Genomic DNA, 24722 nt, shown 5'->3' with positions numbered 1-24722 from the left:
CGGGGCGGGTGCTCCCTCACAGAAAGGCCGTCTCCTCGAAGCTGCGGAGCTTCCGGCTGTGGAGCCGTTCCAGCGGCATGTCGCGGAGCCGCTCCATCGCGCGGATGCCGATCATCAGGTGGCGGGCCACCTGGGTCTTGTAGAAGTCGCTGGCCATGCCGGGGAGCTTGAGCTCCCCATGCAGCGGCTTGTCGGAGACGCAGAGCAGCGTGCCGTAGGGCACCCGGAAGCGGAAGCCGTTGGCGGCGATCGTCGCGCTTTCCATGTCGAGCGCTACGGCGCGGGACTGGCTGAGCCTGCGCACCGGGCCGGCATGCTCGCGCAGCTCCCAGTTGCGGTTGTCGAGGCTGGCGACCGTGCCCGTGCGCATGATGCGTTTCAGCTCGTAGCCCTGCAGCTCCGTCACCTCCTCCACCGCGCTTTCGAGCGCGGTCTGGATTTCGGCGAGCGGTGGGATCGGCACCCAGACGGGCAGGTCGTCGTCCAGCACCTTGTCCTCGCGCAGATAGGCGTGGGCGAGGACGAAATCGCCGAGGCGCTGCGAATTCCGCAGGCCGGCGCAATGGCCGACCATCAGCCAGGCATGGGGGCGGAGGACGGCGATATGGTCCGTCGCCGTCTTGGCGTTGGAGGGGCCGACGCCGATGTTGACGAGGCTGATCCCCTGCCCGTCGGCGCGGGTCAGGTGGTAGCTCGGCATCTGCGGCAGCTTGGCGGGCAGGGTGAGCGGCGCGTCGGGCTCGGTGATTTCCTGATAGCCGGGGCCGACGAAGCTCACATAACCGGACTCGGGGTCGGCGAGGGCGGCGCGGGCGAAGGCCTCGAACTCTTCCACATAGAACTGGTAGTTCGTGAAGAGCACGTGGTTCTGGAAATGCGCGGCGCTCGTCGCCGTGTAATGGCTGAGCCGGGCCAGCGAATAGTCGATGCGCTGGGCGGTGAAGGGGGCGAGCGGATGCGCCCCGTCGGGATAGGTGAAGCCCTCGCCGTTGACGATGTCGTCGTGCGTCGTCGTCAGATCAGGCACGTCGAAGAAATCGCGGAGGATGAAGGCGGTCGCCCCCTCCTGCGGCACATTGATCGCGGCATCGTTCGCCACGGCGAAATGCACGGGGATCGGCGTCTCGGAGGGGCCGATGGAGACCGGCAGATGGTGGTTCTGGATCAGGAGCCCGATCTGCTGGCGGAGGTAATTGGCGAAGAGCGTCGGCTGGGTGACGGTCGTCGCATAGGTGCCAGGCTGGCTCACATGGCCGAAGGAGAGGCGGCTGTCCGTCTGCTCGAAGCTGGCGCAGGTGAAGCGGATCTCGGGGTAGAAGGCGCGGGCGCGGGCCTCCGGGCGGCCGGAGGTCAGCGCGGCGCGGAAGCGCCCCTGCAGGAATTCCGTCGCCTCGGCATAGAGCGCGATCAGCCGCTCGACGGCGGCCTCGGCATCGGTGAAGAGCTCGTGGCCCGAAGGCGGCGGCGTCAGGATCGGCAGCGATGCGCCGGTATGGGTATTCATGTCGTTTCCTCGAAAAGCGGCACGAGCTCGAATGTGCGGACATCGACGAGCCCGAGGTCTGAAATGCGCAGCTCGGGGATGACCACGAGCGCGAGCAGCGAATGCTGCATATAGGCGTTGTTGAGCGTGCAGCCGCAGGCGGCCATGGCCCGGCCGAGCGCCTCGGCCCCGGCGGCCACCTCGGCGGCCGGCCGGTCGGACATGAGCCCGGCGATGGGCAGGGGCACGGTGGCGAGCTCTTCGCCATCGCGCCAGATGGTCACGCCGCCGCCGAGCGCGCCGAGATGGTTGGCCGCGGCGGCCATGCTCTCGCGGTCGGTGCCGACGACGATCATGTGGTGGGAATCGTGCGCGACGGTGGAGGCCATGGCCATCCGCCCCTCGTAGCCGAAGCCCTGCACGAAGGCATTGGTGACGCCGCCCGTCCCCCGGTGCCGCTCGACGAGCGCGATCTGGGCGACGGGGCCCTCCGCCTCGACCTTGCCGTCGATGACGGGGAGGTCGGCGGTGAGCGCCTTGGTGGGCGCCTGGTTCTCGACCACGCCGATGACCTTCGCGGTGACGCGGTTGCGGCCCTCGGGGGCCGCGATCTCGAAATCGGCGCGGGCGAGGGTCTTGCCGAGGTGGACGGTGGCCCGGGCCTCCTCCGGCCAGTCCAGATGCGGGCAGTCGGCGAGGAGCGTGCCGCCCTCGGCCACCTTCACGCCCCGCGCCCAGACCGCCTCGATGGGCAGCTCGGTGAGCGAGGAGGTCAGGATCATGTCGGCCCGCCGCCCCGGGGCGATGGAGCCGAGCTCGCGCTCCAGCCCGAAATGGGTCGCCGTGTTCACGGTGGCCATCTGCAGCGCGACCAGCGGGTCGCAGCCGCAGGCGATGGCGTGGCGGACCACACGGTCCATGTGGCCGTCCTTCACCAGCGTGCCGGAATGGCAATCGTCGGTGCAGAGGATGAAGTTGCGCGGGTCGAGCCCCTTCTCGGTGATCGCGGTGATCTGGCTCTCGACATCGTACCAGGCGGAGCCCAGGCGCAGCATCGAGCGCATGCCCTGCCGGGCGCGGGCGACGGCGTCGCTCTCGGCGGTGCCTTCGTGATCGTCCGCCGCGCCGCCGGCCGCATAGGCGTGGAAGGGGATCCCCCGGTCGGGCGAGGCGTAATGGCCGCCGACGGTCTTTCCGGCGCGCATGGTCGCCGCCATCTCGGCCAGCATCTTGGGATCGCCATTCACCACGCCGGGGAAGTTCATCATCTCGCCGAGCCCGATGATGCCCGGCCAGTCCATCGCCTCGGCGACCTCCTCGGCGGTGATCTCGTAGCCCGTCGTCTCGAGCCCCGGGGCGGAGGGCGCGCAGGAGGGCATCTGCGTGAAGATGTTGAGAGGCTGCATCAGCGCCTCGTCATGCATGAGGCGGACGCCTTTGAGCCCCAGGACATTGGCGATCTCGTGCGGATCGGTGAACATCGTCGTGGTGCCATGCGGCGCCACGGCGGCGGCGAATTCCGCCGGGATGAGCATGCCGCTCTCGATATGCATGTGCCCGTCGATGAGGCCCGGGGTCAGGAAACGCCCGCCGGCCTCGACGACCTCGGTCGCCTCGCCGATGCAATGGGAGGCGTCGGGGCCGACATAGGCGAAGCGCCCCTCGGCCACGGCGACCTGCCAGCCGGGCAGGATTTCGCGGGACTGGACGTTGACGAGCGTGAGGTCACGCAGCACCAGATCGGCGGGCGCGCGGCCGGCGGCGATCTCGACAAGGCGGGGGGCGGCATCGGCCCAGGATTTCACATGGGTCTCCATCGCCAAATCTGACAGTATTTACGCGACAGGGGCAAGACGCCCGCGGGAACGACGTTGCGGGGCAGGGGGATTGCCCCCGGCGTAGGGTGGGTTTGTAACCCACCGCCCCCTCTCAACGGGGTGCACCGGTGCTGCGCAGGTCGAGCGCCGGCCCGGGGGGTGGCGCCCCGACGGTTTGTCGGCGCACTTTATGGTGCAACCAACCCCCTCGCTCTCGGGCTGCGCCCGGACCCAGCCAGAGCGCCAGCCCGCGCCCCGGGCGGGGAAAAGGAACGAGCGTTGCGCCGGCGGTGGGTTGGAAAACCACTCTACGGCCGGGGGCACCCCCGACGCCTCCCTCAGAGGTCGAACCGCTTGCGGATCCTGTCGACATGCGTGCCGTCGCGGAGCGGCACGCCCGGGAGGATGTCGTAATCCTCGAAGCCCATGGCCGCGTAATAGCCGAGCCCTTCGGCATTGTCGGCGCGGATGGTCGCGTCGATCACCGCCACGCCCTCGGCGCGGGCGGCCTTGCAGGTCGCCTCGAAGAGCTTCCGCCCGATGCCCTTGCCGGCATGACCCTCGGCCACGAAGCTGGCGATGATCGCCCAGCCCTCGGGGAAGGGGTCGCCGTCGTCCGAGGGCCAGACGAGGGACTGGAAGCCGAGGATCGCCCCCGCCTCTTCCGCGACCGTGCAGGAGATGTTCCGCTCCGGCGCGACGTAATGGCGGGCCATGCGGGCCGCATCGAACGGGGTCTGATGCGCGGTGGTGCCGCCGCGGGCGATGATCCGGTTGATCAGGGCGGCGAGCGGCTCGGCATCGCCGGAGGTGGCGGGGCGGGTCGTGACAGGCATGGGGCTAACGGGGGCTTTTCGGGGAGTTCGGGGGCTTGCGGAAACGTCGGGGCTCAGGCTGCGGCGGTCAGGCTACCGACCTTAGCCAGCGCAGAAAGGTGCGCAAGTCATCTCGCATCGGCCCGGGGCGCAGGCAGAGCCAGTAGCCGAGGCTCGTCTCCTCCGTCTGGTAGAGCGTCACCAGCCGGCCGCTGTCCAGATCGTCCTGCACCAGCCCCATGAAGGCGGCGCCGATGCCGATGCCGTTCTGCACGGCGGCGCCGGCGAGCTCCTCCGTCGGCATGTGGGTGGCCTTGACCTGGCCGATGTCGAAGCCGTGGCGCTTGAAATAGGCGAACTGCTCGGGCCAGTCGTCCTCGACGATCCAGGGTTGCCGCATGAGCTCCTCGATGCTCATCGGCCCTTTCAGCCCCATCTTCGGCGAGGCGACGATGGTGAAATGGGCGGGGACGAGGAGCTCCGTCTCCACCCCCGGCCAGCTTCCGGCGCCGAAGCGGATGGCGATGTCGAAGCGGTCGCGGGTCAGGTCGACGAGGTCCTGGCTCGGCGACATCGAGACGGGGATCTCCGGATGCTCCTTCCAGAACTGCGCCAGCCGCGGCAGCAGCCATTGGGTGGCGAAGCGGGGCGTCAGCGAGACGCGCAGGGGCCCCTCGGCGTCGCGGGCCTTCAGCTCGAGGATCGCGCCCTCGATCCGCTCGAAGCCCTTGGTCAGCGCCGCGGCGAGGGCGGCGCCCTCCTCCGTCAGCGCGATGCCGCGCCCCTCGCGCCGGGCGAGCGGCAGGCCGAGCGTGGTTTCGAGGCTGCGCACCTGTTGGGCGATGGCCGCGTGGGTGACGTTCAGCTCGCGGGCGGCGGCGGTGAAGCCGCGGGTGCGGGCGGCGGCCTCGAAGGCGCGCAGCGCGGCGAGCGGTGGCATGGCGCGCCAATCCATCTGTTAGCCCTCCTTACACATCGGCAATCCTATTGATTCGCTCCACCGGGGCAAGAGCGCCTATCTTCAGGACAAGACGACAGCAAAGGAGACAGAGATGCTTACAATTCTTGGCGAGAGCCTGCTTACCGCCCTCGGCCGCGGCCGGGATACCTCCCATCAGCGCGAGCGCGCCGAGCGCGAGCTGCGCCGTCAGCAGCAGATCCGCGAGCGCGACGAGCGCTACTGGGAGCGGCGCTGGTAGGTCAGCATGCGGCCAGCAGCGCCGCATGGCGGGCGATGTAATCGGCCCGGGCCTCCAGCGGAGGCCGCAGGACGATGGACAGACCCTGATCCACCGAAGAGGGGAGGCGGCCGAAGAAGCGCGTCGCCTCCCTTTCCGTGAAGCCGGCGATGCGCGTGGCTTCCAGCCAGGCGGAGACCTTGTCGGCCCGCTTGATCTTGCGCTTCACCTCCTGCGGCAGCAGCGCCGGCAGGCCGAAGCGCAGATGCACCGCCGCCGTCAGCCGCGCGTCGAGCTCGCCATAGGCCGGGCCGACGGCGGATTTCACCGGCGAGATCATGTCACCGATGACGTATTCCGGCGCATCGTGAAGAAGCGCCGCGAGCCGCCAGCGCACCGGCTCCTTCGGATAGAGCCGGGTGAAGATGTCCTCCACCAGAAGCGAATGCTCGGCGACCGAATAGGGCCAGTCGCCGTGTGTCTGGCCGTTCCAGCGGGCGACAAAGGAGAGGCCATGGGCGATGTCCTCGATCTCGATGTCGAGCGGCGCCGGGTCGAGGAGGTCGAGCCGCCGGCCGGAGAGCATGCGCTGCCAGGCGCGGGGCTGGGTCACGGGCGGCTCCGGCGCGGCTTGCGGATGTCGCGCGACGACCGCGGGCTCACAGCACCGCCCTGTCTTCTTCGAGCGCTCTCAGCATGTCCTCCATCAGCCCGGGGTCGGCGGAATGCACCCGGTTCCACGCCGGAATGAACGGCGATTCGAACGGATTTTCGAGGAAGATCTGACCGGCGCGCATCAGGTTCTCTGCGAAGAGCTCGATGGCGCGCTCCTCCTTGTGGCGGTCGAGCGCCAACCCGTTCATGGTCGCATCCGCGTCGTAGTGCTCGAGGAGGTCCAGCGCCGTCCGGTAATAGGTCGCCTTCAGCGAGCGGAAGATGTTGGGCGTGAAGACCGTGCCGTCGGCCGCCAGCTTGCGGAAGAGCGCCTTGCAGATGTCGGTGGACATCCGGGAGAGCCCGGTGTTGGCGTCGGCCTCGCTGAGGTCCTGGTGCTTGTGGTCGTAATTGTCGGCGATCTCGACCTGGCAGACGCTCTTCGGCGCGAGGTTGCGCCAGGCCTCCGAGAGGATGCCGATCTCCAGCCCCCAGTCGGAGGGGATGCGCAGGTCGGGCAGCATCACCGAGCGCATCGCCATCTCGCCGGAGAGCGGGTAGCGGAAGCCGCGCAGGAAATCGATGTAGTCCCGGTCGCCCACCACCTTCTTCAGCGCGATCAGCAGCGGCGAGACCAAGAGCCGCGTGACGCGGCCGTTCATCTTGCCCTCGCCGATGCGGGGATAGAAGCCTTTCGACATCTGATAGGGCAGGTTGGGGTTGAGCACCGGATAGACCAGCCGCGTGAGCATGTCGCGGTGATAGGTGACGATATCGCAATCGTGGATCGCCACCACGGCGCTGTCGCGGAAGGCCATGTTGTAGCCCAGGCAGGTCCAGACGTTCTTTCCCTTGCCGGGTTCGGAGGGGTAGAGCCCCAGCTCCTTCAGCCGGTCGCCGATGGCGAGCTGGGCGGGGCTGTCGTTCCAGATCACCACGTGGTTGTGGCGGAGGCGCGAAAAGAAATCCGCCGCCTCGCGGTACTGGGCCGTATCCGCCCGGTCGAGCCCGATGATCACCCGGCCGATCCAGGGCAGCTCGTTGAGCTCGTTCACGATATTGCCGATGGCCGGGCTTTCGAGCTCCGAGAAGAGGCACGGCAGGATCAGCGTCACCGGCCGGTCGCGCGACATGGTGCTGATCTCGTGGCTCATCTCCTCCACCCGGCGGGTGGAGAGGTTGTGCAACGTGGCGACGTTGCCGTTCTGGTGGAAATCGGCCAAGGGCGGCTCCTAGTCTGGGATCTCGTGGAGATCGAGAATGCGCGACACCTCGTCCGCCCAGCCGTCCGGCCCCGCGAGGGAGGAGCGGGTGATCCGCCCCGCGCCCTCGCCGGCGAGGAGCGGCAGGGGCGGATGGGCGGGGTTGGCGATGATGATGCCGATGTCGGCGGCCTCCAGCATCTCGGCATCGTTGGGCGCGTCGCCGAGCGCGACGATGGTGTCGCCGAGATCCGGGGCGAGCTCCGCCATCGCCTGAGCCTTGGTGCGCCCGAACGACAGGGTGAGGAACCGTCCCCCGGCGCGGGCGCTGACGCCGCTGGCGGCGAGCGCGGCGAGGAAGGGCTCGCGGCCCTCCTCAGGCCCCTCCCAGAGCCCGGGTTCGGAGAATTGCCTCTGGCGGGCGCGGGCGGCGCCTTCCTCAGGCAGGCCGGTGGCCTCGGCCAGCTCGCCAAGACTCATCGCATGGAAATTGCGGAAATTCTCGCGGCCGGGCGCCGCTTCAAGCGCCTCCACCAGGCGCGCGTGATCCGCGCCGTCCACCGTCTCGGCCCCGGCGGGCAGGATGCCGGCGCCGTTTTCCACCACGGCGGGGCAATGGGCGAAACCGAGCGCCTCCCGGAGCGGAGCCACTTCCGCCGCCGTCTTCGACGTGGCAAGGACGAGCGGCAGGCCGGCGGCTTTCAGCCGCGCCAGCGCCCCGGCGGCGGGGGACCAGTCGTAGCTCTCGTGATCGAGCAGCGTTCCGTCGAGATCGGTGAAGAAGGCAAGTCGGGCCATGCGGCCAGCCTAGCCCGCTTCGCTGCGCTGCGGAACAGCTCCCGGTCACGCCTTCCTAACGAAGTCGGCTCTTGATATGAGCCAAGCGAAATTTCGTCTCAGGAGCGTGCAGAATGGCCGAAGATTACATCATCCGTGACATTGCCCTCGCCGAATACGGTCGCAAGGAGCTCGACATCGCCGAGACGGAGATGCCCGGTCTCATGGCGACGCGTGAGGAATACGGGCAGGCGCAGCCGCTCAAGGGTGCGCGGATCGTCGGCTCGCTGCACATGACCATCCAGACGGCCGTGCTGATCGAGACGCTGGTCGCCCTCGGCGCCGATGTGCGCTGGGCGTCGTGCAACATCTTCTCGACGCAGGATCACGCCGCCGCCGCCATCGCCGCCGCCGGCGTGCCTGTCTTCGCCGTGAAGGGGCAGAGCCTCGAGGAGCATTGGGATTACCTCGACCGCTCCTTCCAGTTCGAAGACGGGCCGAACATGATCCTCGACGACGGCGGGGATGCGACGCTCTACGTGCTGCTCGGCGCCCGCGCCGAGGCGGGAGAAGAGATCATCCCCGTGCCCTCCTCCGAGGAAGAGGCGGTCATCAAGGCGCAGATCGCCAAGCGCATGAAGCAATCGCCCGGCTGGTTCACCAAGGTGCGCGACCAGATCGTCGGCGTCTCGGAAGAGACGACCACGGGCGTCCACCGGCTCTATGACCTGCAGAAGAAGGGCCAGCTGCCCTTCCCGGCGATCAACGTCAACGACTCCGTCACCAAGTCGAAATTCGACAACAAGTACGGCTGCCGCGAGAGCCTGGTCGACGGCATCCGCCGCGCCACCGACGTGATGATGGCCGGCAAGGTCGCCGTGGTCTGCGGCTATGGCGACGTGGGCAAGGGCTCTGCCGCCTCGCTGGCCGGCGCCGGCGCGCGCGTGAAGGTCACCGAGATCGACCCGATCTGCGCCCTGCAGGCCGCCATGGACGGCTTCGAGGTCGTCCGGCTGGAGGATGTGGTGGACAGCGCCGACATCTTCATCACCACCACCGGCAACAAGGACGTCATCCGCATCGAGCACATGCGCGAGATGAAGGACATGGCGATCGTCGGCAACATCGGCCACTTCGACAACGAGATCCAGGTTGCCAACCTGCGCAACCACAAGTGGACGAACATCAAGGAACAGGTGGACATGATCTCGATGCCGTCCGGCAACCGGATCATCCTTCTGTCCGAAGGGCGGCTCTTGAACCTCGGCAATGCCACGGGGCATCCGAGCTTCGTCATGTCGGCGAGCTTCACCAACCAGACGCTGGCGCAGATCGAGCTCTGGACGAAGGGCGACGAGTACAAGCCCGGCGTCTACATCCTGCCGAAGCATCTGGACGAGAAGGTGGCGCGGCTCCATCTCGACCGGATCGGCGTGAAGCTGAGCGAGCTGAGCCCCGAGCAGGCGGATTACATCGGCGTGACGGTCGAAGGGCCGTTCAAGCCGGAGCATTACCGCTACTGAGTTGAGCCCCCGCCCGGTACGCGCCGGCACGGCGCAGGGCGAGCGCCGGCCCGTCCCGCGGGCTGGCGCTCACCCCGCGCGGCGAGGTTGGGCGCGGTTAAGGGGGGGCGGTGGGTTGGAACCCACCCTACGCCAACCTCAGGGCCGGGCACCGATTTCCACATGAAAATTGGAGGCGGAAGCCATATGGGTTCCGCTGGCCCCCACCCCAGTCTCCAGCCAAAGAAAAACCGCCCGGGAGTAGCACTCCCGGGCGGTTCCTTGTCTCAAGCGGTGAGGATCACTCCTCGGCGGGCTCTTCCGCCTTGGATTCCTCGCCCGTCTCCTGGTCGACGACCTTCATCGACAGGCGCACCTTGCCGCGATCGTCGAAGCCGAGCAGCTTGACCCAGACCTCCTGGCCCTCCTTGAGGACGTCGGAGGGGTGGTTCAGCCGGCGGTTCTCGATCTGGCTGACGTGGACGAGCCCGTCGCGCTTGCCGAAGAAGTTCACGAAGGCGCCGAAATCGACGATCTTCACGACCTTGCCCTTGTAGACCTTGCCCTCTTCCGGCTCCGCCACGATCGAATAGATCATGTCGTAGGCCTTTTGGATGGCTTCGCCATCGGGCGAGGCGATCTTGATGACGCCGTCGTCGTTGACGTCGACCTTGGCGCCCGAGACCTCGACGATCTCGCGGATCACCTTGCCGCCCGAGCCGATCACTTCGCGGATCTTGTCGGTCGGGATCTGCATCGTCTCGATGCGCGGCGCGTGGACGGAGAATTCATTCACCGTGTTCAGCGCCTTGGCCATCTCGCCGAGGATGTGCATCCGGCCGGCCTTCGCCTGGGCGAGGGCCTTTTCCATGATCTCCGGCGTGATGCCGGCGACCTTGATGTCCATCTGCAGCGAGGTGATGCCGTTCTCGGTGCCCGCGACCTTGAAGTCCATGTCACCGAGGTGATCCTCGTCGCCGAGGATGTCGGTCAGGATCCCGTAGGAGCCGTCTTCCTCCAGCACCAGGCCCATCGCCACACCGGCGACGGCGGCCTTGAGCGGCACGCCGGCATCCATCATCGACAGCGAGCCGCCGCAGACGGAAGCCATCGAGGAGGAGCCGTTCGACTCGGTGATCTCCGAGACCAGCCGGATCGTGTAGGGGAAGTCGGTCGCCGCCGGCAGCACCGCCTGAAGCGCCCGCCAGGCCAGCTTGCCGTGGCCGATCTCGCGGCGCCCGGGGCTGCCCACACGGCCAACCTCGCCGACCGAATAGGGCGGGAAGTTGTAGTGCAGCAGGAAGTTGGATTTGAAGTTGCCGTGCAGCGCGTCGATGAACTGCTCATCGTCGCCCGTGCCGAGCGTCGTCACCACGAGCCCTTGGGTCTCGCCGCGCGTGAAGAGCGCCGAGCCATGGGTCCGGGGCAGGAGCCCCGTCTCGCAGACGATCGGGCGGACCTGATCGAGCGCGCGGCCGTCGATGCGGCGGCCGTTCTTCACGACATCGCCGCGGAGCACGCCGGATTCCAGCGTCTTGAGGGCGGAATCGAGGTTCGGATCCTCGAGCTGCTCCTCGGTGAGGCCTTCCTTGATCTTCGCCTTGGCGGCGGAGACGGCGGCGACCCGCTCCTGCTTGTCGGTGATCGCATAGGCGGCGCGCATGTCCGCCTCGCCGAGGCCCTTCACGACGCCAAGGAGCTCGGAATAATCCGGCGACTGGAAGTCGAAGGGCTCCTTCGCGGCGATTTCCGCGAGGTCGATGATGCAGTCGATGACCGGCTGGATCTGCTTGTGAGCGAAGGTCACGGCGCCGAGCATCTCGGCTTCCGTCAGCTCGTAGGCTTCCGATTCGACCATCATCACGGCGTCGGCGGTGCCGGCGACGACGAGGTCGAGCCGCTGCTCGGGGTCGTTGCGCAGGCCCTGCATGTCGTCAACCGTCGGGTTGAGGACATATTCGCCATTGGCGAAGCCGACGCGGCAGCCGGCGATCGGGCCCATGAAGGGCACACCGGAGATCGTCAGAGCCGCCGAGGCGGCGATCATGGCGACGACGTCGGGGTCGTTGACGAGGTCGTGGCTGAGCACGGTGCACATGACGAGCACTTCATGCTTGAAGCCCTTGGCGAAGAGCGGCCGGATCGGCCGGTCGATGAGCCGGGCGGTCAGCGTTTCCTTCTCGGTCGGCCGCGCCTCGCGCTTGAAGAAGCCGCCCGGGATCTTGCCGGCCGCATAGTATTTTTCCTGGTAGTGGACCGTGAGCGGGAAGAAGTCCTGCCCCGGCTTCGGCGATTTGGCGAAGGTCACGTTGGCCATGACGGAGGTCTCGCCCAGCGTGGCGATGACCGAGCCGTCGGCCTGGCGGGCGACCTTGCCGGTTTCCAGCGTGAGCGTTTCGTCGCCCCACTGGATGGATTTGGTAACGGTGTTGAACATCTGCGTATCCTGTAAGGGAGCACTCGCGGGCGTTCCCGCGTCTCCCGTTCATATGGCGGCCCCATTGCCGCCGGCCCCTCTCATCGTTCCATGCGCCGGGGCCCTAGCGTCACGTCTCAGATGGCGGGCGCATACAGGAGATATGCCCTCCTGGGAAGGGGGCAGGGCCGGCGCCGGCTTGCCCAGCCCCCCAAAACCCCTTACGCCGCTGGCGATACGTCAATGGAGGCCTCATGTCCGCGCCCAAGAAAGTGGTGCTCGCCTATTCCGGCGGGCTCGATACCTCGATCATCCTCAAGTGGCTCCAGACGGAGTATGGCTGCGAGGTGGTGACCTTCACCGCCGATCTCGGCCAGGGGGAAGAGCTCGAGCCGGCGCGACAGAAAGCGGAGCTCTTGGGGATCAAGCCCGAGAACATCTACATCGAGGACGTGCGCGAGGAATTCGTGCGCGACTTCGTCTTCCCGATGTTCCGCGCCAATGCGCTCTACGAGGGGCTCTACCTTCTCGGCACGTCCATCGCCCGGCCACTGATCTCGAAGCGGCTGGTAGAGATCGCCGCGATGACAGGCGCCGATGCCGTGGCCCATGGCGCCACCGGCAAGGGCAACGACCAGGTGCGCTTCGAGCTCTCCGCCTATGCGCTCAACCCCGAGATCCGGGTGATCGCGCCCTGGCGCGAATGGGACCTGCAAAGCCGCACGAAGCTCATCGAGTTCGCCGAGGCGCACCAGATCCCCATCGCCAAGAACAAGCGCGGCGAGGCGCCGTTCTCGGTCGATGCGAACCTCCTGCACACCTCCTCCGAGGGCCGCGTGCTGGAGGATCCGGGCGTGGAGGCGCCGGATTACGTGCTCCAGCGGATCACCCGCCCGGAAGAGGCGCCGGACGAGCCCGAGATGGTGGAGATCACCTTCGAGAAGGGCGATGCCGTCGCGATCAACGGCGAGGCGATGTCGCCGGCCACGATCCTGACCAAGCTCAACGAGCTCGGCGGCAAGCATGGCGTCGGCATTCTCGACCTCGTCGAGAACCGCTTCGTCGGCATGAAGTCCCGCGGCGTCTACGAGACCCCCGGCGGCACGATCCTTCTCGAGGCGCATCGGGGGATCGAGCAGATCACGCTCGATTCGGGCTCCGGCCATCTCAAGGACAGCCTGATGCCCCGCTATGCGGAGCTGATCTACAACGGCTTCTGGTTCTCCCCCGAGCGCGAGATGCTGCAGGCCGCCATCGACAAGAGCCAGGAGTTCGTCACCGGGACCGTCCGCGTGAAGCTCTACAAGGGCTCGGCCCGCACCGTGGCCCGCTGGTCGGACCACTCGCTCTATTCCGAGGCGCATGTGACCTTCGAGGACGACGCCGGCGCCTATGACCAGAAGGATGCCGAGGGCTTCATCCGGCTGAACGCGCTGCGGCTGAAGCTGCTGGCGACGCGCAACCGCCGGGGCTGACCGCGCGAGGCGCTTTCCTTGACGGCAATCCCGGCCTAGGCTGGCCGGGATTATCAAGGATGGATTCCATGCGCGCCCTTTCCCTTCTGCTGCTCCTTCCGCTGCTCGCCGCCTGCGACGAGACCATTCCCGCCACCGCGCCGGCGGAGGCGACTGCGGCCGCCCCCGCGAGCTATCCCTTCGTGGGGGCGTGGAACTGCCAGGGTTTCAACACCCGCATCTCGGCCACGACCTACACCCTGGGCAACGTCAACAGCGGCATCGCCGCCGTGAGTGCCGGGCCGGGCGAGTCCTATACGCTCTCCCTCGCCAACGGGAATCAGGTGCAGCTCGCCAACGTTACCGCAAGCTCGATGACGAACGGCGATTTCGCCTGCGAGCGCACGGGCTGACGCCATCGACGCCGGGCGCTTTCTCGCGGCGCAGGAGCCGGTCTGGCCGCAGGTGCAGGCAGAGCTCCGCGCCGGGCGGAAGCGCAGCCACTGGATGTGGTGGATCTTTCCCCAGATCGCCGGGCTAGGCCGGTCGGACACCGCCCGCGCCTATGCGCTGGCGGGGCTGGACGAGGCGGCGGCCTATCTGGCGCATCCGGTGCTGGGCGCGCGGCTGGTGGAGGCGGCGGAGCTGGTGCTGGCCTCCGGCGAGCGCGATGCGGAGCGGCTGATGGGGCCGGTGGACGCGCTGAAGCTCCGCTCGTCCATGACGCTCTTCGCGGCGGTCCCGGGCGCGCCGCCGGTCTTCTCAAAGGTTCTGGCGGCGCTCTATTCCCGCGAGCCGGATCCGCTCACTTTGCAGAGGCTCCCCGCCCCGTGACGCGAAACGCCCGCCTCCCCGGGGGGAGGCGGGCGCACGGGCCGAAGCCGGGCCGATGTCACTCGGCGGTGATGACCGACATCACCAGGTCCTCGTTCACGCGGATCGGGCCGTCTTCGGTGGCGCCGAGCGTGTATTCGAAGATGCCAGTCTGCATGCCGCCGGCCTCGCTGTGGACCATGAGCATCAGCATGTCACCGGAGGCGACCTCTTCCGTCAGGATGGCGGCCACGTCGGAGGTGGTGCCGGCGCGGATCGGCGCGTGGCCGACGACCGGGCCGGGGGCCATGTCGGCGTCGGTGCGGTGCACGACCAGCCAGCCGTTCTCTTCGGCGGTGATGCTCTCGGCGCTGACGACGCCGTTGGAGACGTCCTGATCCATCGCGGTGACGGAGGGGGTCATGTCCTGGGCGACGGCGGCGGAGCCGAGGAGCAGGGAGGCGGCGGCGGCACTGGCAAGATAGCGGGTTTTCATGGGTGAAATCCTCTCTCGTTAACGTCTTTGCGGCACGGCCCTCATGGCCGAACTTGCTCGTAGACACGCAGGAGAGCGGAGATGATGTTCACGCGGGCCCTCACGATTGCTCACGCGGGCGTCAGCAGGTCGGCCAGGGGCCTGCGCCCCAATGCAAAACGGGCGCCCGCTGGGGGCGCCCGCCTGTTTTTGCCGGGGTGAGGGAGAGGCTCAGGCCTCTTCCTTGCGGCCTTTCGGTTTGTGCGGCGCCCAGAGGCGCTTGTTGGTGAGGTAAAGCAGCACGGCCAGCAGCGTCAGGCCGATGACCCCGGCGAGGCCGACCTGCTTGCGCGCGGCCATGTGGGGCTCCGCCGTCCACATCAGGAAGGCCGCCACATCGACCGCCTCGTGGTGCAGCTCGTTGGAATGGTCGTCGGCGAAGGTGACATCCTCGCCCAGAAGGGGCGGGGGCATGCCGATCCAGGAGCCGGGGACGGTGTGGTGACCGTCCTCGTCCTTGCAGCTGTCGGGATAGCCGCCGGCGGCGAAGGCGACGTTGTAGTAGCCGTCGAAATCCTCGGGGGCGCATTCGGGCGCCTCGTGGTAGCCGGTCAGGATCGAGGCGATGTATTCACCGCCGCCCATGCCGTTGAAGAGCTGGCTGAGCCCGGTCCCGTAGGGGCCGTGGAAGCCGGCGCGGGCCTTGGCCATCAGGCTGAGGTCCGGCGCGTTGCCGAGCGCGGACTGGCCGAAGTAATCGGCCGGCGTCGCGGTGCGATAGTCGCCCTCGCCATCGGCGAGCGACTCGTCGAAGACCTCGAACTGGGCCGCATAGGCGCGCATCTGGTCCTCAGGGAGGGCGGGGCCGCCCTCCTCCGCCAGCGTGCGGTACGAGACATATTCGAGCCCGTGACAGGCGGCGCAGACCTCGGTGTAGATCTGCAGGCCGCGCTGGAGCTGGTTCTGGTCGAACGTCCCGAAGGGCCCCTCATAGGGGAACGAGTAGTTCTCGACATGCGCCTCGGCGTGCTGGGCGGCGGCTGCCATGGGCAGCCCCAGCGCCAGGGCGACCGTCAGAGCGAGAGATTTGAGCATGTGTTCGTCCTTTCTCACTCGGCCGGCGACTTGGCGGCATAGGGCGGCGGCGTTTCGGCATCGCCGTAGTGATCGCGGAAGTCGTCCTCGATCGTGTCCGGCGGAGTCAGCGGCTTCTCGAAGACGCCGAGGAGCGGCAGGATCACCAGGAAATAGGCGAACCAGTAGGTCGCGCCGATCAGCGAGATGGTCGAATAGGGCGGCTCGGCCGCCTGGGAGCCGACCCACATCAGCACGATGAAGTCGACGACCAGCAGGCGATACCACCACTTGAACATCGGCCGGTAGCGGCCCGAGCGGGTGTTCGACGTGTCGAGCCAGGGCACGAGCGCCATCACCAGGATGGCGCCGAACATGGCGAGGACGCCGAAGAACTTCGCGTCGATGATGCCGAAGGAGATCCAGTTGGCGAACATCACCACCCAGACGTCGCCGGTGAAGGCGCGCAGGATCGCATAGAACGGCAGGAAGTACCATTCGGGGACGATGTGGCTCGGCGTCGCCAGCGGGTTGGCCGGGATGTAGTTGTCGGGGTGGCCGAGGTAGTTCGGCATGAAGCCCACGATGGCCATGAAGACGACAAGGATCACCGCGAGCGCGAAGAGATCCTTGATCACGAAATAGGGCCAGAAGGGCAGCGTGTCCTTGGCCGCCTCTTCCTTGGAGCCGCGCCGCACCTCGACCCCGGTGGGGTTGTTGTTGCCGGTGGAGTGGAACGCCCAGACATGGACGATCACCAGCCCGGCGATGATGAAGGGCAGCAGGTAATGCAGCGAGAAGAAGCGGTTGAGCGCCGGCTGGCCGACGGCGGAGGCGCCGAGGAGCCAGGTCTGCACGCTTTCCCCGATGAAGGGGATGGCGCCGAAGAGCCCGGTGATGACGGCGGTGCCGTGGAAGGACATCTGCCCCCAGGGTAGCACGTAGCCCATGAAGCCGGTGGCCATCATCAGCAGGTAGATGAGCATCCCGATGATCCAGGTCACCTCGCGCGGGCTCTTGTAGGAGCCGTAGAACAGGCCGCGGAAGATGTGGGCATAGACGGCGAAGAAGAAGAGCGACGCGCCGTTGGCATGGAAGTAGCGCAGCATGTGCCCGCCGTTCACGTCACGCATGATGTGCTCGACGCTCTGGAAGGCCATGTCGACCTGCGGCGTGTAGTGCATCACCAGGACGACGCCGGTGGCGATCTGCAGCACCAGTGCGAAGACGAGGACGATGCCCCAGATCCACCACCAGTTGAGGTTCTTCGGCGTCGGGATCATCAGGGTGTCATAGAGCACGCTGACGACGGGAAGACGGGTGTGCAGCCATTTCTCGAAGCCGGTCTTCGGCTCGTAATGGTCGTGGGGAATACCAGCCATCGAGGGTTCTCCTTAACCGAGCTGCAGCGTGGATTCGTCGACGAAGGCGGCGACGGGGACGGGCAGGTTGCGCGGCGCCGGGCCTTTGCGGATGCGGCCGGCCGTATCGTAATGCGAGCCGTGGCAGGGGCAGAACCAGCCGCCGAAGTCACCCTGCTCGCCGAGCGGCACGCAGCCGAGGTGGGTGCAGACACCCATCTGCACCAGCCAGGTGCCGTCCTCGCTGAGCGCGCGGTTCTCGTCGGTGGCGGGCGAGCCCTCGGGAAGGTTGGCATTCTCGGCGCTGGTGTCGACCAGCTCGGAGAGCTCGACGGCGCGGGCGGCCTCGATCTCGGCCTCGGTGCGCGAGCGGATGAACACCGGCTTGCCCTGCCACAGCACGGTGAGCTGCGTGCCGGGCTGCACGCCCGAGATGTCGACGCGGATCGAGGCGAGCGCCTGAACGTCGGCCGAGGGGTTCATCTGGTTCACCAGCGGCCAGACGGCGGCGCCGGTCATCACCGTCGCCATGCCCGCGGTCGCATAGTAGATGAAGTCGCGGCGCGTGCCCTCTGGGGTGGTCTCTGCTTGTGACACGAGGTTTTTCTCCTATGTCGGGGGCCCGGAGGCCCGGCGCACTTGTCCCGCGGCGGATTTCCGCCCGATTTTTGTGGGCTTCTTAGCCGTGATGCAATGGGGCGTCCAGCGCGCAATGCCCGGCCGCAAAGAGAGCCCGCAGGTGGTGCGAGGCTGCGTCCGTTTGGTTAACATTTCCGAAAGGTTGTCGGCGCATCCTTGTGGTCGGCCTGCCTCGCCCCTAGTGTCCCGGCCTCGAGGGGCGGCTTATCGGAGGGCGCCATGCGCTTTCGCCAGACTTCCATGATCGCTGCCACTGCGGTGGGGCTTTGCGGTGCGCTCGCGCCCGTCTCCGCCTGGGCGGAGCTGTCGCTGAGCTTCTATGGCGGCGTGCAGGAAGCGGCGCCGTCCGACGTGACGCTCCGCGGCGATTCGCTGCTGGCGGATCGGGATTTCACCTCCACCTGGGAGGGGCGCTCGTTCGATCTGCCCTATTACTGGGGCGCTCGCGCCACCTGGTGGGGCGAGGGCGGCTTCGGCTTCGGGCTCGATGTGAACCACGCCAAGGTCTATGCCGATGCGGCCACGCTCGCCGCCACCGGCTACGAGCGGCTGGAATTCTCCGACGGCCTCAACATCCTGACGGTCAACGCCTATTACCGGTGGGACGGGATGCTGGGCGCCGTGACGCCCTATGTCGGCGGCGGTGTCGGGCTCGCCATGCCGCATGTCGAGCTCACCGACGGCGCCAGCGAGACCTTTGAGTATCAGGTGACCGGCCCCGCCGCGACCTGGATCGCCGGCGCCAGCCTGCCGGTCACCGACCGGATCGACGTCTTCGGCGAATACAAGGGCACCTGGTCGCAGAACAGCGCCGAGCTCACCACCGGCGGCACGCTCGAGACCGATGTGACCACCGGCGCGCTCAACTTCGGGCTAAGCTTCAGCTTCTAGATCCGGCCCGTCAGCGCGAGGCCGGCGAGCACGAGATCGCCCCGCCAGCTCTGCCGCGTGATCCCGAGCTTGCGCATCGTCATCAGCCGCGCGGCACCGCCGCTGGCCTGCCGCACCGTGCCGAAGGCCTCCGCCAGTGCCCGGTTGGGCGGCGTCATGTACATCGAGGCGGCCGCGAGGCCCGAGAGGTTCGTCGCCAGCCAGCCGGCGTAGTGACGATCCCGCAAGAGCGCCAGCCGCGCCGTCCCGGCGCGGAGGCCGCGATGGGCGCCGAGCGCGTTGCTGGCATGTTGGCGGTAAAGGAGCCCCGGCCGCAGGTCGTTGACGATGCCCATGCCGGCGCCGCTCATCGCGAGGTAGATCCACCAATCGTGATGCGGCGGCGTGATCCCTTCACGAAGTGCGGCGGCGGTCATCGCCCGGAGCCGCGCGAAGGCCTCCGGCGTCAGGATCAGGGTGTTGCCGGCGAGGATGTTCTGCACCAGCGCATTGGGAAAGCTCGGCCCGCGGCGATGCACCACCGAGGGGCCGATCCTGGTCAGATTCGCGTCTGTCAGGATGGTGCGGCTCGCGTAGACCTCCACCCCGCGCTCTTCCATGACAGCGAGGCCATGGGCGAGCTTGTGGGGCAGCCAGACGTCGTCCTGATCCGAGAAGGCGACCCAGCCATCGGGGATCTCGGGCCGCGCCAGAAGGGAGAAATAGTTCGCCGCCGGGCCGAGCGCCGGGCCGTCGAACACCGTCACCTGCCGGCCGGGATGCCGCGCGGCGAAGCGGGCGATGGTGTCGCGCGTCCCGTCGGTCGAGGCATCGTCCGACACCCAGAGCGACCAGTCGGCATGAGCCTGGGCCGCATAGGATTCCAGTTGATCGGCCAGGTGGTCGCCGCCGTTATGCGTGCAGAGCAGGATATGGATATGCGGCGCGGCCATTCGTCCCCGGGGGCGCTGGCACCGAGCCTCCGCCGCCCCATGCGGCACTCTGGTCAGTGCGCCCGTTTCTATGTAGGAAGGGGCGACAATATTCAACCGGCGAGCAGAGGCCCGTTTGTCCCAAAACCCCAATGCCCGCAGCCGGCGCGCCAAGCGCAGCACCGGCGACGCCGCGACAGAGTCTCCCGCAGCGGAGACCCGGCCCGAGGACACAGCCGAAGACAAGGCCGTTCTTTCATTGGCTGATCGCAAGTCGGCACGCAGTCGCGGCGCGGGCAAGGTGGCGGCAGAGACCTCCCTCAAGAGTGGCGCCGAGACGGGCGCGGAACCTGCCGCCGAAGCTCAGACCGACGCCCCGTCCGAGGCGCAGCCCGACACCCGCGCCGCCGAGGCGCCGGCCCCCGCCGCGCGCCCTCGTAGCGCAAACGTGACCCATGTCGCCCAGGGCCAGCCCGGCAAGGCGACCGGGGCGCCCCGCGGCCGCGCCGTCGCTCCGTCCGCCTCCGCCCCGGCGGAACCCGAGTCGGAGCCGGCCCCGAAGCGCGACCCCGGCAATGCCGAGCTCATCCGCAAGCGGAAGGAAGAGATCCAGCGCCAGCGGCTCGCCGAGCAGCGGGCCCGCCAGGCGGAGCGCAAGGCCGAACGCGAGGCGCAGCTCCCCGGCGGCAAGCCGGTCATCAAGCCCGACCCGGAGCGCAGCAAGCTGCGCCACCGCCACTGGATCGTCGCCTTCGCCTTTCTCTACATGGTGGCGGTGCCGATCGGCGCCACCGCCTGGTATCTCTGGGATCGCGCCATCGACCGCTATTCTTCGGTCGCCGGCCTGTCGATCCGCACGCAGGAGGTCTCGTCGGCCATCGAGCTTCTCGGCGGCGTGGCCGAACTCGGCGGCGGCTCCTCCTCCGATGTCGACATCCTGCACCAGTATCTGCAGAGCCAGGAGATGGTCGCCCGCATCGACGAGCTGATCGACCTGCGCAGCATCTGGTCGGATGCCGATATCGAGCGCGACCCGATCTATGTCTATCATGCCCCCGGCACGATCGAGGATCTTGTCGATTACTGGGGCCGCATGGTCGATGTCTACAAGGACAGCTCCACCGGCCTTCTCAACATCGAAGCGCAGGCCTTCTCGCCCGAGGATGCGCAGCTCATCGCCCGCACGATCGTCTCCGAGAGCTCGCTGATGATCAACCGGCTGGCCTATGACGCCCAGCAGGACGCGACACGCTATGCCCGCGAGGAGCTCGACCTGACGCAGGAGCGCCTGCGCGAGGCCCGCGAGGCGCTGACCCGCTTCCGCAACGAGCATCAGCTCGTCGATCCGGCGGCCTCGATCCAGAGCCAGATGGGCATTCTTTCCGAGCTGCAGTCGCAGCTTGCCAATACGCTGATCGAGGTCGACCTCCTCCGCCAGACGGCGGGCGAGACCGACCCGCGCCTCGAGCAGGCGCAGCGGCGGATCGACGTGATCCAGCTTCGGATCGCCGAGGAGCGCGCCAAGCTCGGCATCGGTGGCGCCACCGGCGACGAGAATTCCGACCTCTTCGCCGATCTCGTCGGCGAGTACGAAGGGCTGGCGGTCGACCTGCATTTCGCCGAGCAGAGCTACACGGCGGCGCGGGCGGCCTATGACGGCGCGGTGGCGGAATCGCAGCGGCAGAGCCGCTATCTCGCCACCCATGTGCGCCCGACGCTGGCCGAGCGGGCGGAATATCCGCAGCGTTTCACCATCCTGGCGTTGATCGGCTTCTTTGCCTTCCTGCTCTGGGCGATCTTCGTCCTCGCCTTCTATTCCTTCAAGGACCGGCGCTGAGCCGGCGGCGGCGATGATCCTCTTTCGGAACCTCACCAAGACCTACCGGCTTCAGGGCACGGTGAAGCGCGTCGTCAACGACGTGACGCTGCTCTTGCCGTCGAAGACCTCCATCGCGCTTCTGGGGCGGAACGGCGCCGGCAAGTCGACGCTCCTGCGGATGATCGCCGGCACGACTCACCCCACGAAGGGCGAGATCCTCTCCGACGGGACGATCTCCTTCCCCGTGGGCTATGCCGGCTCGTTTCACCCCGACATGTCGGGCGCGCAGAACACGAGGTTCGTGGCGCGGATCTACGGCGTCGATACCGAGTCGCTGATGGAATACGTCCGCGACTTCGCCGAGCTCGGCTCGCATTTCTACCTGCCGATCCGCAGCTATTCCTCGGGGATGCGCTCGCGCCTGTCCTTCGGGATCTCGATGGGGCTGAAGTTCGACACCTATCTGCTCGACGAGATCACCGCGGTGGGCGACGCGGCCTTCAAGCGCAAGAGCGAGGCGGTCTTCCAGAACCGGCTCAAGGATTGCGGCGCCATCTACGTGACCCACTCGCTCGGCTCCGTGCGCGAGATGTGCACGGCCGGCATGGTGCTCGAGAAGGGGCAGCTCACCTACTACGACGACGTCGACGAGGCCATCGAGCGCCACGCCTGGAACTCGCGGCACTAGGCCTCAGCCCGCCTCGAGCGCGCCGGTCAGAAGGGCCCAGTCGGTGACATCGTCGATGGTCAGCACATGGCCATGGCCGAAATCGAGGATCGTGTCGCCGCCGCCGCGCCGGCCGTAGCTGTCGAGGATCGCCTGCCCGCTCAGCGCCTTGCCGCCGAGGAGCGCCTTGTCGATCTCGATCCTGTCCCGCCCCGCCTCGAAGTCGCGCACCCAGTCGCGGCCCGCCTCGAACACGAAGGCATCGGCGCCCGAGCCGCCGAAGAGCTCGTCATTGCCGGCGCCGCCGCGCAGGAGGTCGTTGCCGCCACTGCCCTTAAGAACATCGGCGCCGGTGCCGCCGAAGAGCCTGTCGCTGCCCTGGCCGCCGTCGAGCCTGTCCTTGCCTGCCTCGCCCCAGAGCTGGTCCTTGCTGTCGCCGCCCTGCAGCCGGTCGGCGCCGGTGCCGCCGTAGAGCTTGTCGCTGCCGCGGTTGCCGATCACCAGATCGTTGCCGCTGCCGCCCCAGACGGTGTCGGGGTTGTCGCCCGCCTCCAGCCGGTCGTTGCCATCCTCGCCATAGAGCCTGTCCTTGCCGAAGCCGCCGAGCAGGCGGTCGTCGTGGCGGCCGCCCCAGAGCCGGTCATTGCCCTCGTGGCCCGACATCACGTCGCGCCCGTCGCCGCCGTAGAGCTGGTCGCTGCCCTGCTTGCCGGTCAGCGAATCCGCGCCGGCGCCGCCATAGAGACGGTCGTCCTGGCTGCCGCCATCGAGCCGGTCGCGCCCGCCGGCCCCGTAGAGGATGTCGGCGCCGCTGCCGCCCTCGATCAGGTCGTTGTCGCCGCCGCCCCAGAGCGAGTCGGCATTGGCCCCGCCGTAGAGCGTGTCGTTGCCGCTTTCGCCGCGCAGCAGGTCCGTCCCGTCGCCGCCGTCGAGCAGGTCGGCGGCACCGCCGCCGAAGAGCCGGTCGTCGCCGTCCTGGCCGAAGAGCCTGTCCTGCCCGGCCTGACCGCGGAGCATGTCGTTGCCGTCGCCGCCATCGAGGATGTCGTGGTGATCGCCGCCGAGGATCCAGTCGTCGCCGTCGCCGCCATGCAGCCGGTCGTCGCCATTGCCGCCGTCGAGCGTGTCCCGGCCCGCATCGCCCGTCAGACTGTCGTTGCCCTCGCCGCCGGTGAGCTGGTCGTCGCCCGCGCCACCGGCGAGCGAATCGTGGCCGTCCTCGCCATGCAGGATGTCGGTGCCGTCGGCGCCGGTCAGCACGTCGCCACCGCCGCCGCCCCAGAGCGTGTCGTTCCCCGCCCCGCCGGCGAGGACGTCGCTGCCCTGCTGGCCGCGTAGCACGTCGTCGCCGGTGCCGCCGTCGAGAAGATCGTCCCCCGCGCCACCCGACAGCTCGTCGGCATCGGTGCCGCCGTAGAGCGTGTCGTTGCCGTCCTCCCCCGCGAGCACGTCGCGGCCGGCATCGCCGGAGAGGAGGTCACTGCCCTCGCCGCCGGTCAGCGAATCCGTGCCGTCGCCCCCGGCAAGGCTGTCGTCCCCCGCCGCGCCGTCGAGCCGGTCATCCCCCGCCTCGCCATCGAGCGCATCGTTGCCGCTGCCGCCGGCGATCAGGTCATCGCCGGCACCGCCGCGCAGCACATCGTCGCCGGCGCCGCCATAGAGCGTGTCGGCCCCGTCGCCGGCGCCGATCCTGTCGTTGCCGTCATCGCCGAGGAGGAGGTCATCCCCGATGCCGCCGTCGATCACATCGTCGCCCGCGCCGCCGGAGATCGAATCCGCCCCGGCCCCGCCGGTGAGCTGGTCGTCTCCGTCGCCGCCGTCGATGCGGTCGTCGCCCGCCTGGCCGTTGGCGATGTCGTGGCCGTCGCCGCCGTCGAGCAGGTCGTCGCCCTCGCCGCCGTCCATGATGTCGCTGTCGGCCTCGCCGTAGAGCGTGTCGTTGCCGATGCCGCCGTACATCGTGTCGTTGCCGTCGACCCCGTGCAGCACGTCGTTGCCGGCGCCGCCGTCGATGGTGTCGCCCGAGATGTCGCCGCTGAGGTCGTCATCGCCCGCCCCGCCGATGACCGTCTTCGGCGGCACCAGCTCCGGCGTCCAGCCCGGCATCAGCCGCTCGAGGCCGATGAGCTCCATGGCGGTGATCTCGGCTTTGGTCAGCGTGCCGCCATCGGCGGTGAGGATGCGCAGCACCTCGTTGCCGTAGCGCAGCTCCGTCCCCCAGCTCCGTTCGAGGATGGTGAGCTGCGCCGCGCTCCGCAGGAACGTCCAGGACGACAGGTCGAGCCGGTCGGTGCCGCGCTGGAAATCGCGGATCGTGTCGATCTCCTCATCCGCCTCGAGGAAGAAGATGTCGCGCCCGGCCCCGCCTTCGAGCGTGTCGGTGCCGGCGCCGTCATAGAGGATGTCGTCGCCGCCGCCGCCGTAGATCCGGTCGCTGCCGGTGGCGCCGCTCAGCATGTCGGCCCGTCCCGTGCCGCTGAAGGCGCCGCCGCCAGCGCCGCCCATCTGCACCTGCCCGCCGGTCGGCAGATCGGCATGGAGCCAGGTGATCCCGGGTTCGGACCCGGAGGAGACGAGGATGTCGAGCCCGCCATCCGCCGCCTCGGCGAGCGCGATGTCGGTGACCGTGAAGAGCCCGGTGTTGAGCTGATCCTCCAGCACCGCCAGCGTGACGAGCCGCCCCTCGGGCAGCAGCTCCATCAGCGTGATGCCGTGATCGCCGCCGGCGGCGGCGAGATAGACCCGCCCGCCGATCTCGATCGCCTCCAGCGTCG

At 68.3% G+C, this 24722-nt stretch carries 22 protein-coding genes; 8 read left to right on the top strand and 14 right to left on the bottom strand.

Translation table 11 applies throughout. From position 1 onward, the window contains the following. Positions 1–16: 16 nt before the first annotated feature. The 4 genes from ACAZ03_RS00110 to ACAZ03_RS00095 form a co-directional block, all read right to left on the bottom strand. Positions 17–1504, bottom strand: a complete 1488-nt coding sequence (locus tag ACAZ03_RS00110; protein ID WP_373355301.1) for an AMP nucleosidase — start codon at positions 1502–1504, stop codon at positions 17–19. After that, on the bottom strand, positions 1501–3300 hold the full coding sequence (locus ACAZ03_RS00105) for an adenine deaminase (protein WP_373355300.1): 1800 nt from the start codon (positions 3298–3300) through the stop codon (positions 1501–1503). Before ACAZ03_RS00105 ends, ACAZ03_RS00110 begins: the two co-directional genes overlap by 4 nt. A gap of 338 nt (positions 3301–3638) precedes the next feature. Beyond that, entirely contained in the window at positions 3639–4136 is a 498-nt protein-coding gene (locus tag ACAZ03_RS00100; protein ID WP_373355299.1) for an N-acetyltransferase family protein, read from the bottom strand. A gap of 67 nt (positions 4137–4203) precedes the next feature. Further along, the gene (locus tag ACAZ03_RS00095; protein ID WP_373355298.1) at positions 4204–5070 is read right to left on the bottom strand and encodes a LysR family transcriptional regulator; all 867 of its coding nucleotides are present in this window, start codon (positions 5068–5070) and stop codon (positions 4204–4206) included. A gap of 97 nt (positions 5071–5167) precedes the next feature. Here ACAZ03_RS00095 and ACAZ03_RS00090 point away from each other — a divergent pair, with 97 nt between their 5' ends. Next, entirely contained in the window at positions 5168–5314 is a 147-nt protein-coding gene (locus tag ACAZ03_RS00090) for a hypothetical protein (protein WP_373355297.1), read from the top strand. Position 5315: 1 nt separating this feature from the next. Here the strand turns inward: ACAZ03_RS00090 and ACAZ03_RS00085 are convergent, their stop codons facing one another. The 3 genes from ACAZ03_RS00085 to ACAZ03_RS00075 form a co-directional block, all read right to left on the bottom strand. Next, positions 5316–5879: an HD domain-containing protein gene (locus tag ACAZ03_RS00085; RefSeq protein ID WP_373357103.1), complete on the bottom strand. Its 564-nt coding sequence runs from the start codon at positions 5877–5879 to the stop codon at positions 5316–5318. Between the two features lie 73 nt (positions 5880–5952). Further along, positions 5953–7170 (bottom strand): glycosyl transferase, encoded by a 1218-nt coding sequence (locus ACAZ03_RS00080; protein ID WP_373355296.1) that lies wholly within the window; start codon positions 7168–7170, stop codon positions 5953–5955. Positions 7171–7179: 9 nt separating this feature from the next. Beyond that, positions 7180–7947, bottom strand: coding sequence for an HAD-IIB family hydrolase (locus ACAZ03_RS00075; protein ID WP_373355295.1), 768 nt, complete (start codon positions 7945–7947; stop codon positions 7180–7182). Positions 7948–8060: 113 nt separating this feature from the next. On the opposite strand from ACAZ03_RS00075, the gene ahcY reads away from it, so the two are divergent. After that, positions 8061–9449, top strand: coding sequence for an adenosylhomocysteinase (ahcY, locus tag ACAZ03_RS00070; RefSeq protein ID WP_373355294.1), 1389 nt, complete (start codon positions 8061–8063; stop codon positions 9447–9449). 280 nt (positions 9450–9729) lie between these two features. Here the strand turns inward: ahcY and pnp are convergent, their stop codons facing one another. Further along, the gene (gene pnp / locus ACAZ03_RS00065; protein WP_373355293.1) at positions 9730–11865 is read right to left on the bottom strand and encodes a polyribonucleotide nucleotidyltransferase; all 2136 of its coding nucleotides are present in this window, start codon (positions 11863–11865) and stop codon (positions 9730–9732) included. 233 nt (positions 11866–12098) lie between these two features. Here pnp and ACAZ03_RS00060 point away from each other — a divergent pair, with 233 nt between their 5' ends. From ACAZ03_RS00060 to ACAZ03_RS00050, 3 genes are all read left to right on the top strand, one after another. Then, a complete protein-coding gene (locus ACAZ03_RS00060) occupies positions 12099–13319 on the top strand; it encodes an argininosuccinate synthase (RefSeq protein ID WP_373355292.1) in 1221 nt (406 codons plus the stop codon). Between the two features lie 68 nt (positions 13320–13387). Further along, positions 13388–13711 carry a hypothetical protein gene (locus ACAZ03_RS00055; protein WP_373355291.1) on the top strand — a complete coding sequence of 108 codons (324 nt, stop codon included), beginning with the start codon at positions 13388–13390 and terminating at the stop codon, positions 13709–13711. After that, positions 13686–14132: a DUF1810 domain-containing protein gene (locus ACAZ03_RS00050; RefSeq protein WP_373357102.1), complete on the top strand. Its 447-nt coding sequence runs from the start codon at positions 13686–13688 to the stop codon at positions 14130–14132. Before ACAZ03_RS00055 ends, ACAZ03_RS00050 begins: the two co-directional genes overlap by 26 nt. A 58-nt stretch (positions 14133–14190) precedes the next feature. On the opposite strand, the gene ACAZ03_RS00045 is transcribed toward ACAZ03_RS00050, so the two are convergent. The 4 genes from ACAZ03_RS00045 to petA form a co-directional block, all read right to left on the bottom strand. Further along, entirely contained in the window at positions 14191–14607 is a 417-nt protein-coding gene (locus ACAZ03_RS00045) for a hypothetical protein (RefSeq protein ID WP_373355290.1), read from the bottom strand. Positions 14608–14817: 210 nt separating this feature from the next. Further along, the gene (locus tag ACAZ03_RS00040; RefSeq protein ID WP_373355289.1) at positions 14818–15681 is read right to left on the bottom strand and encodes a cytochrome c1; all 864 of its coding nucleotides are present in this window, start codon (positions 15679–15681) and stop codon (positions 14818–14820) included. 14 nt (positions 15682–15695) lie between these two features. Beyond that, complete coding sequence (locus tag ACAZ03_RS00035; RefSeq protein WP_373355288.1) at positions 15696–17042, bottom strand: cytochrome bc complex cytochrome b subunit; 1347 nt, start codon at positions 17040–17042, stop codon at positions 15696–15698. Positions 17043–17054: 12 nt separating this feature from the next. After that, the gene (gene petA, locus ACAZ03_RS00030) at positions 17055–17618 is read right to left on the bottom strand and encodes a ubiquinol-cytochrome c reductase iron-sulfur subunit (protein ID WP_373355287.1); all 564 of its coding nucleotides are present in this window, start codon (positions 17616–17618) and stop codon (positions 17055–17057) included. Between the two features lie 282 nt (positions 17619–17900). On the opposite strand from petA, the gene ACAZ03_RS00025 reads away from it, so the two are divergent. After that, positions 17901–18551 (top strand): outer membrane protein, encoded by a 651-nt coding sequence (locus ACAZ03_RS00025; protein ID WP_373355286.1) that lies wholly within the window; start codon positions 17901–17903, stop codon positions 18549–18551. On the opposite strand, the gene ACAZ03_RS00020 is transcribed toward ACAZ03_RS00025, so the two are convergent. Continuing rightward, positions 18548–19483: a glycosyltransferase gene (locus ACAZ03_RS00020; protein WP_373355285.1), complete on the bottom strand. Its 936-nt coding sequence runs from the start codon at positions 19481–19483 to the stop codon at positions 18548–18550. The genes ACAZ03_RS00025 and ACAZ03_RS00020 overlap by 4 nt on opposite strands. Before the next feature lie 238 nt (positions 19484–19721). Between ACAZ03_RS00020 and ACAZ03_RS00015 the strand changes: the two genes are divergently transcribed. Next, positions 19722–21299, top strand: coding sequence for a capsule biosynthesis protein (locus ACAZ03_RS00015; RefSeq protein ID WP_373355284.1), 1578 nt, complete (start codon positions 19722–19724; stop codon positions 21297–21299). A gap of 13 nt (positions 21300–21312) precedes the next feature. Then, positions 21313–21969 carry an ABC transporter ATP-binding protein gene (locus tag ACAZ03_RS00010; RefSeq protein ID WP_373355283.1) on the top strand — a complete coding sequence of 219 codons (657 nt, stop codon included), beginning with the start codon at positions 21313–21315 and terminating at the stop codon, positions 21967–21969. 3 nt (positions 21970–21972) lie between these two features. On the opposite strand, the gene ACAZ03_RS00005 is transcribed toward ACAZ03_RS00010, so the two are convergent. Next, the gene (locus tag ACAZ03_RS00005) at positions 21973–24648 is read right to left on the bottom strand and encodes a calcium-binding protein (protein ID WP_373355282.1); all 2676 of its coding nucleotides are present in this window, start codon (positions 24646–24648) and stop codon (positions 21973–21975) included. Positions 24649–24722: the final 74 nt, after the last annotated feature.

It is taken from the genome of Pseudoroseicyclus sp. CXY001 (assembly GCF_041714655.1).
GTDB lineage: Bacteria > Pseudomonadota > Alphaproteobacteria > Rhodobacterales > Rhodobacteraceae > Pseudoroseicyclus_A.
Note: the sequence above shows the minus strand (reverse complement) of the source record. Positions and strands in the feature narration are given on the sequence as shown.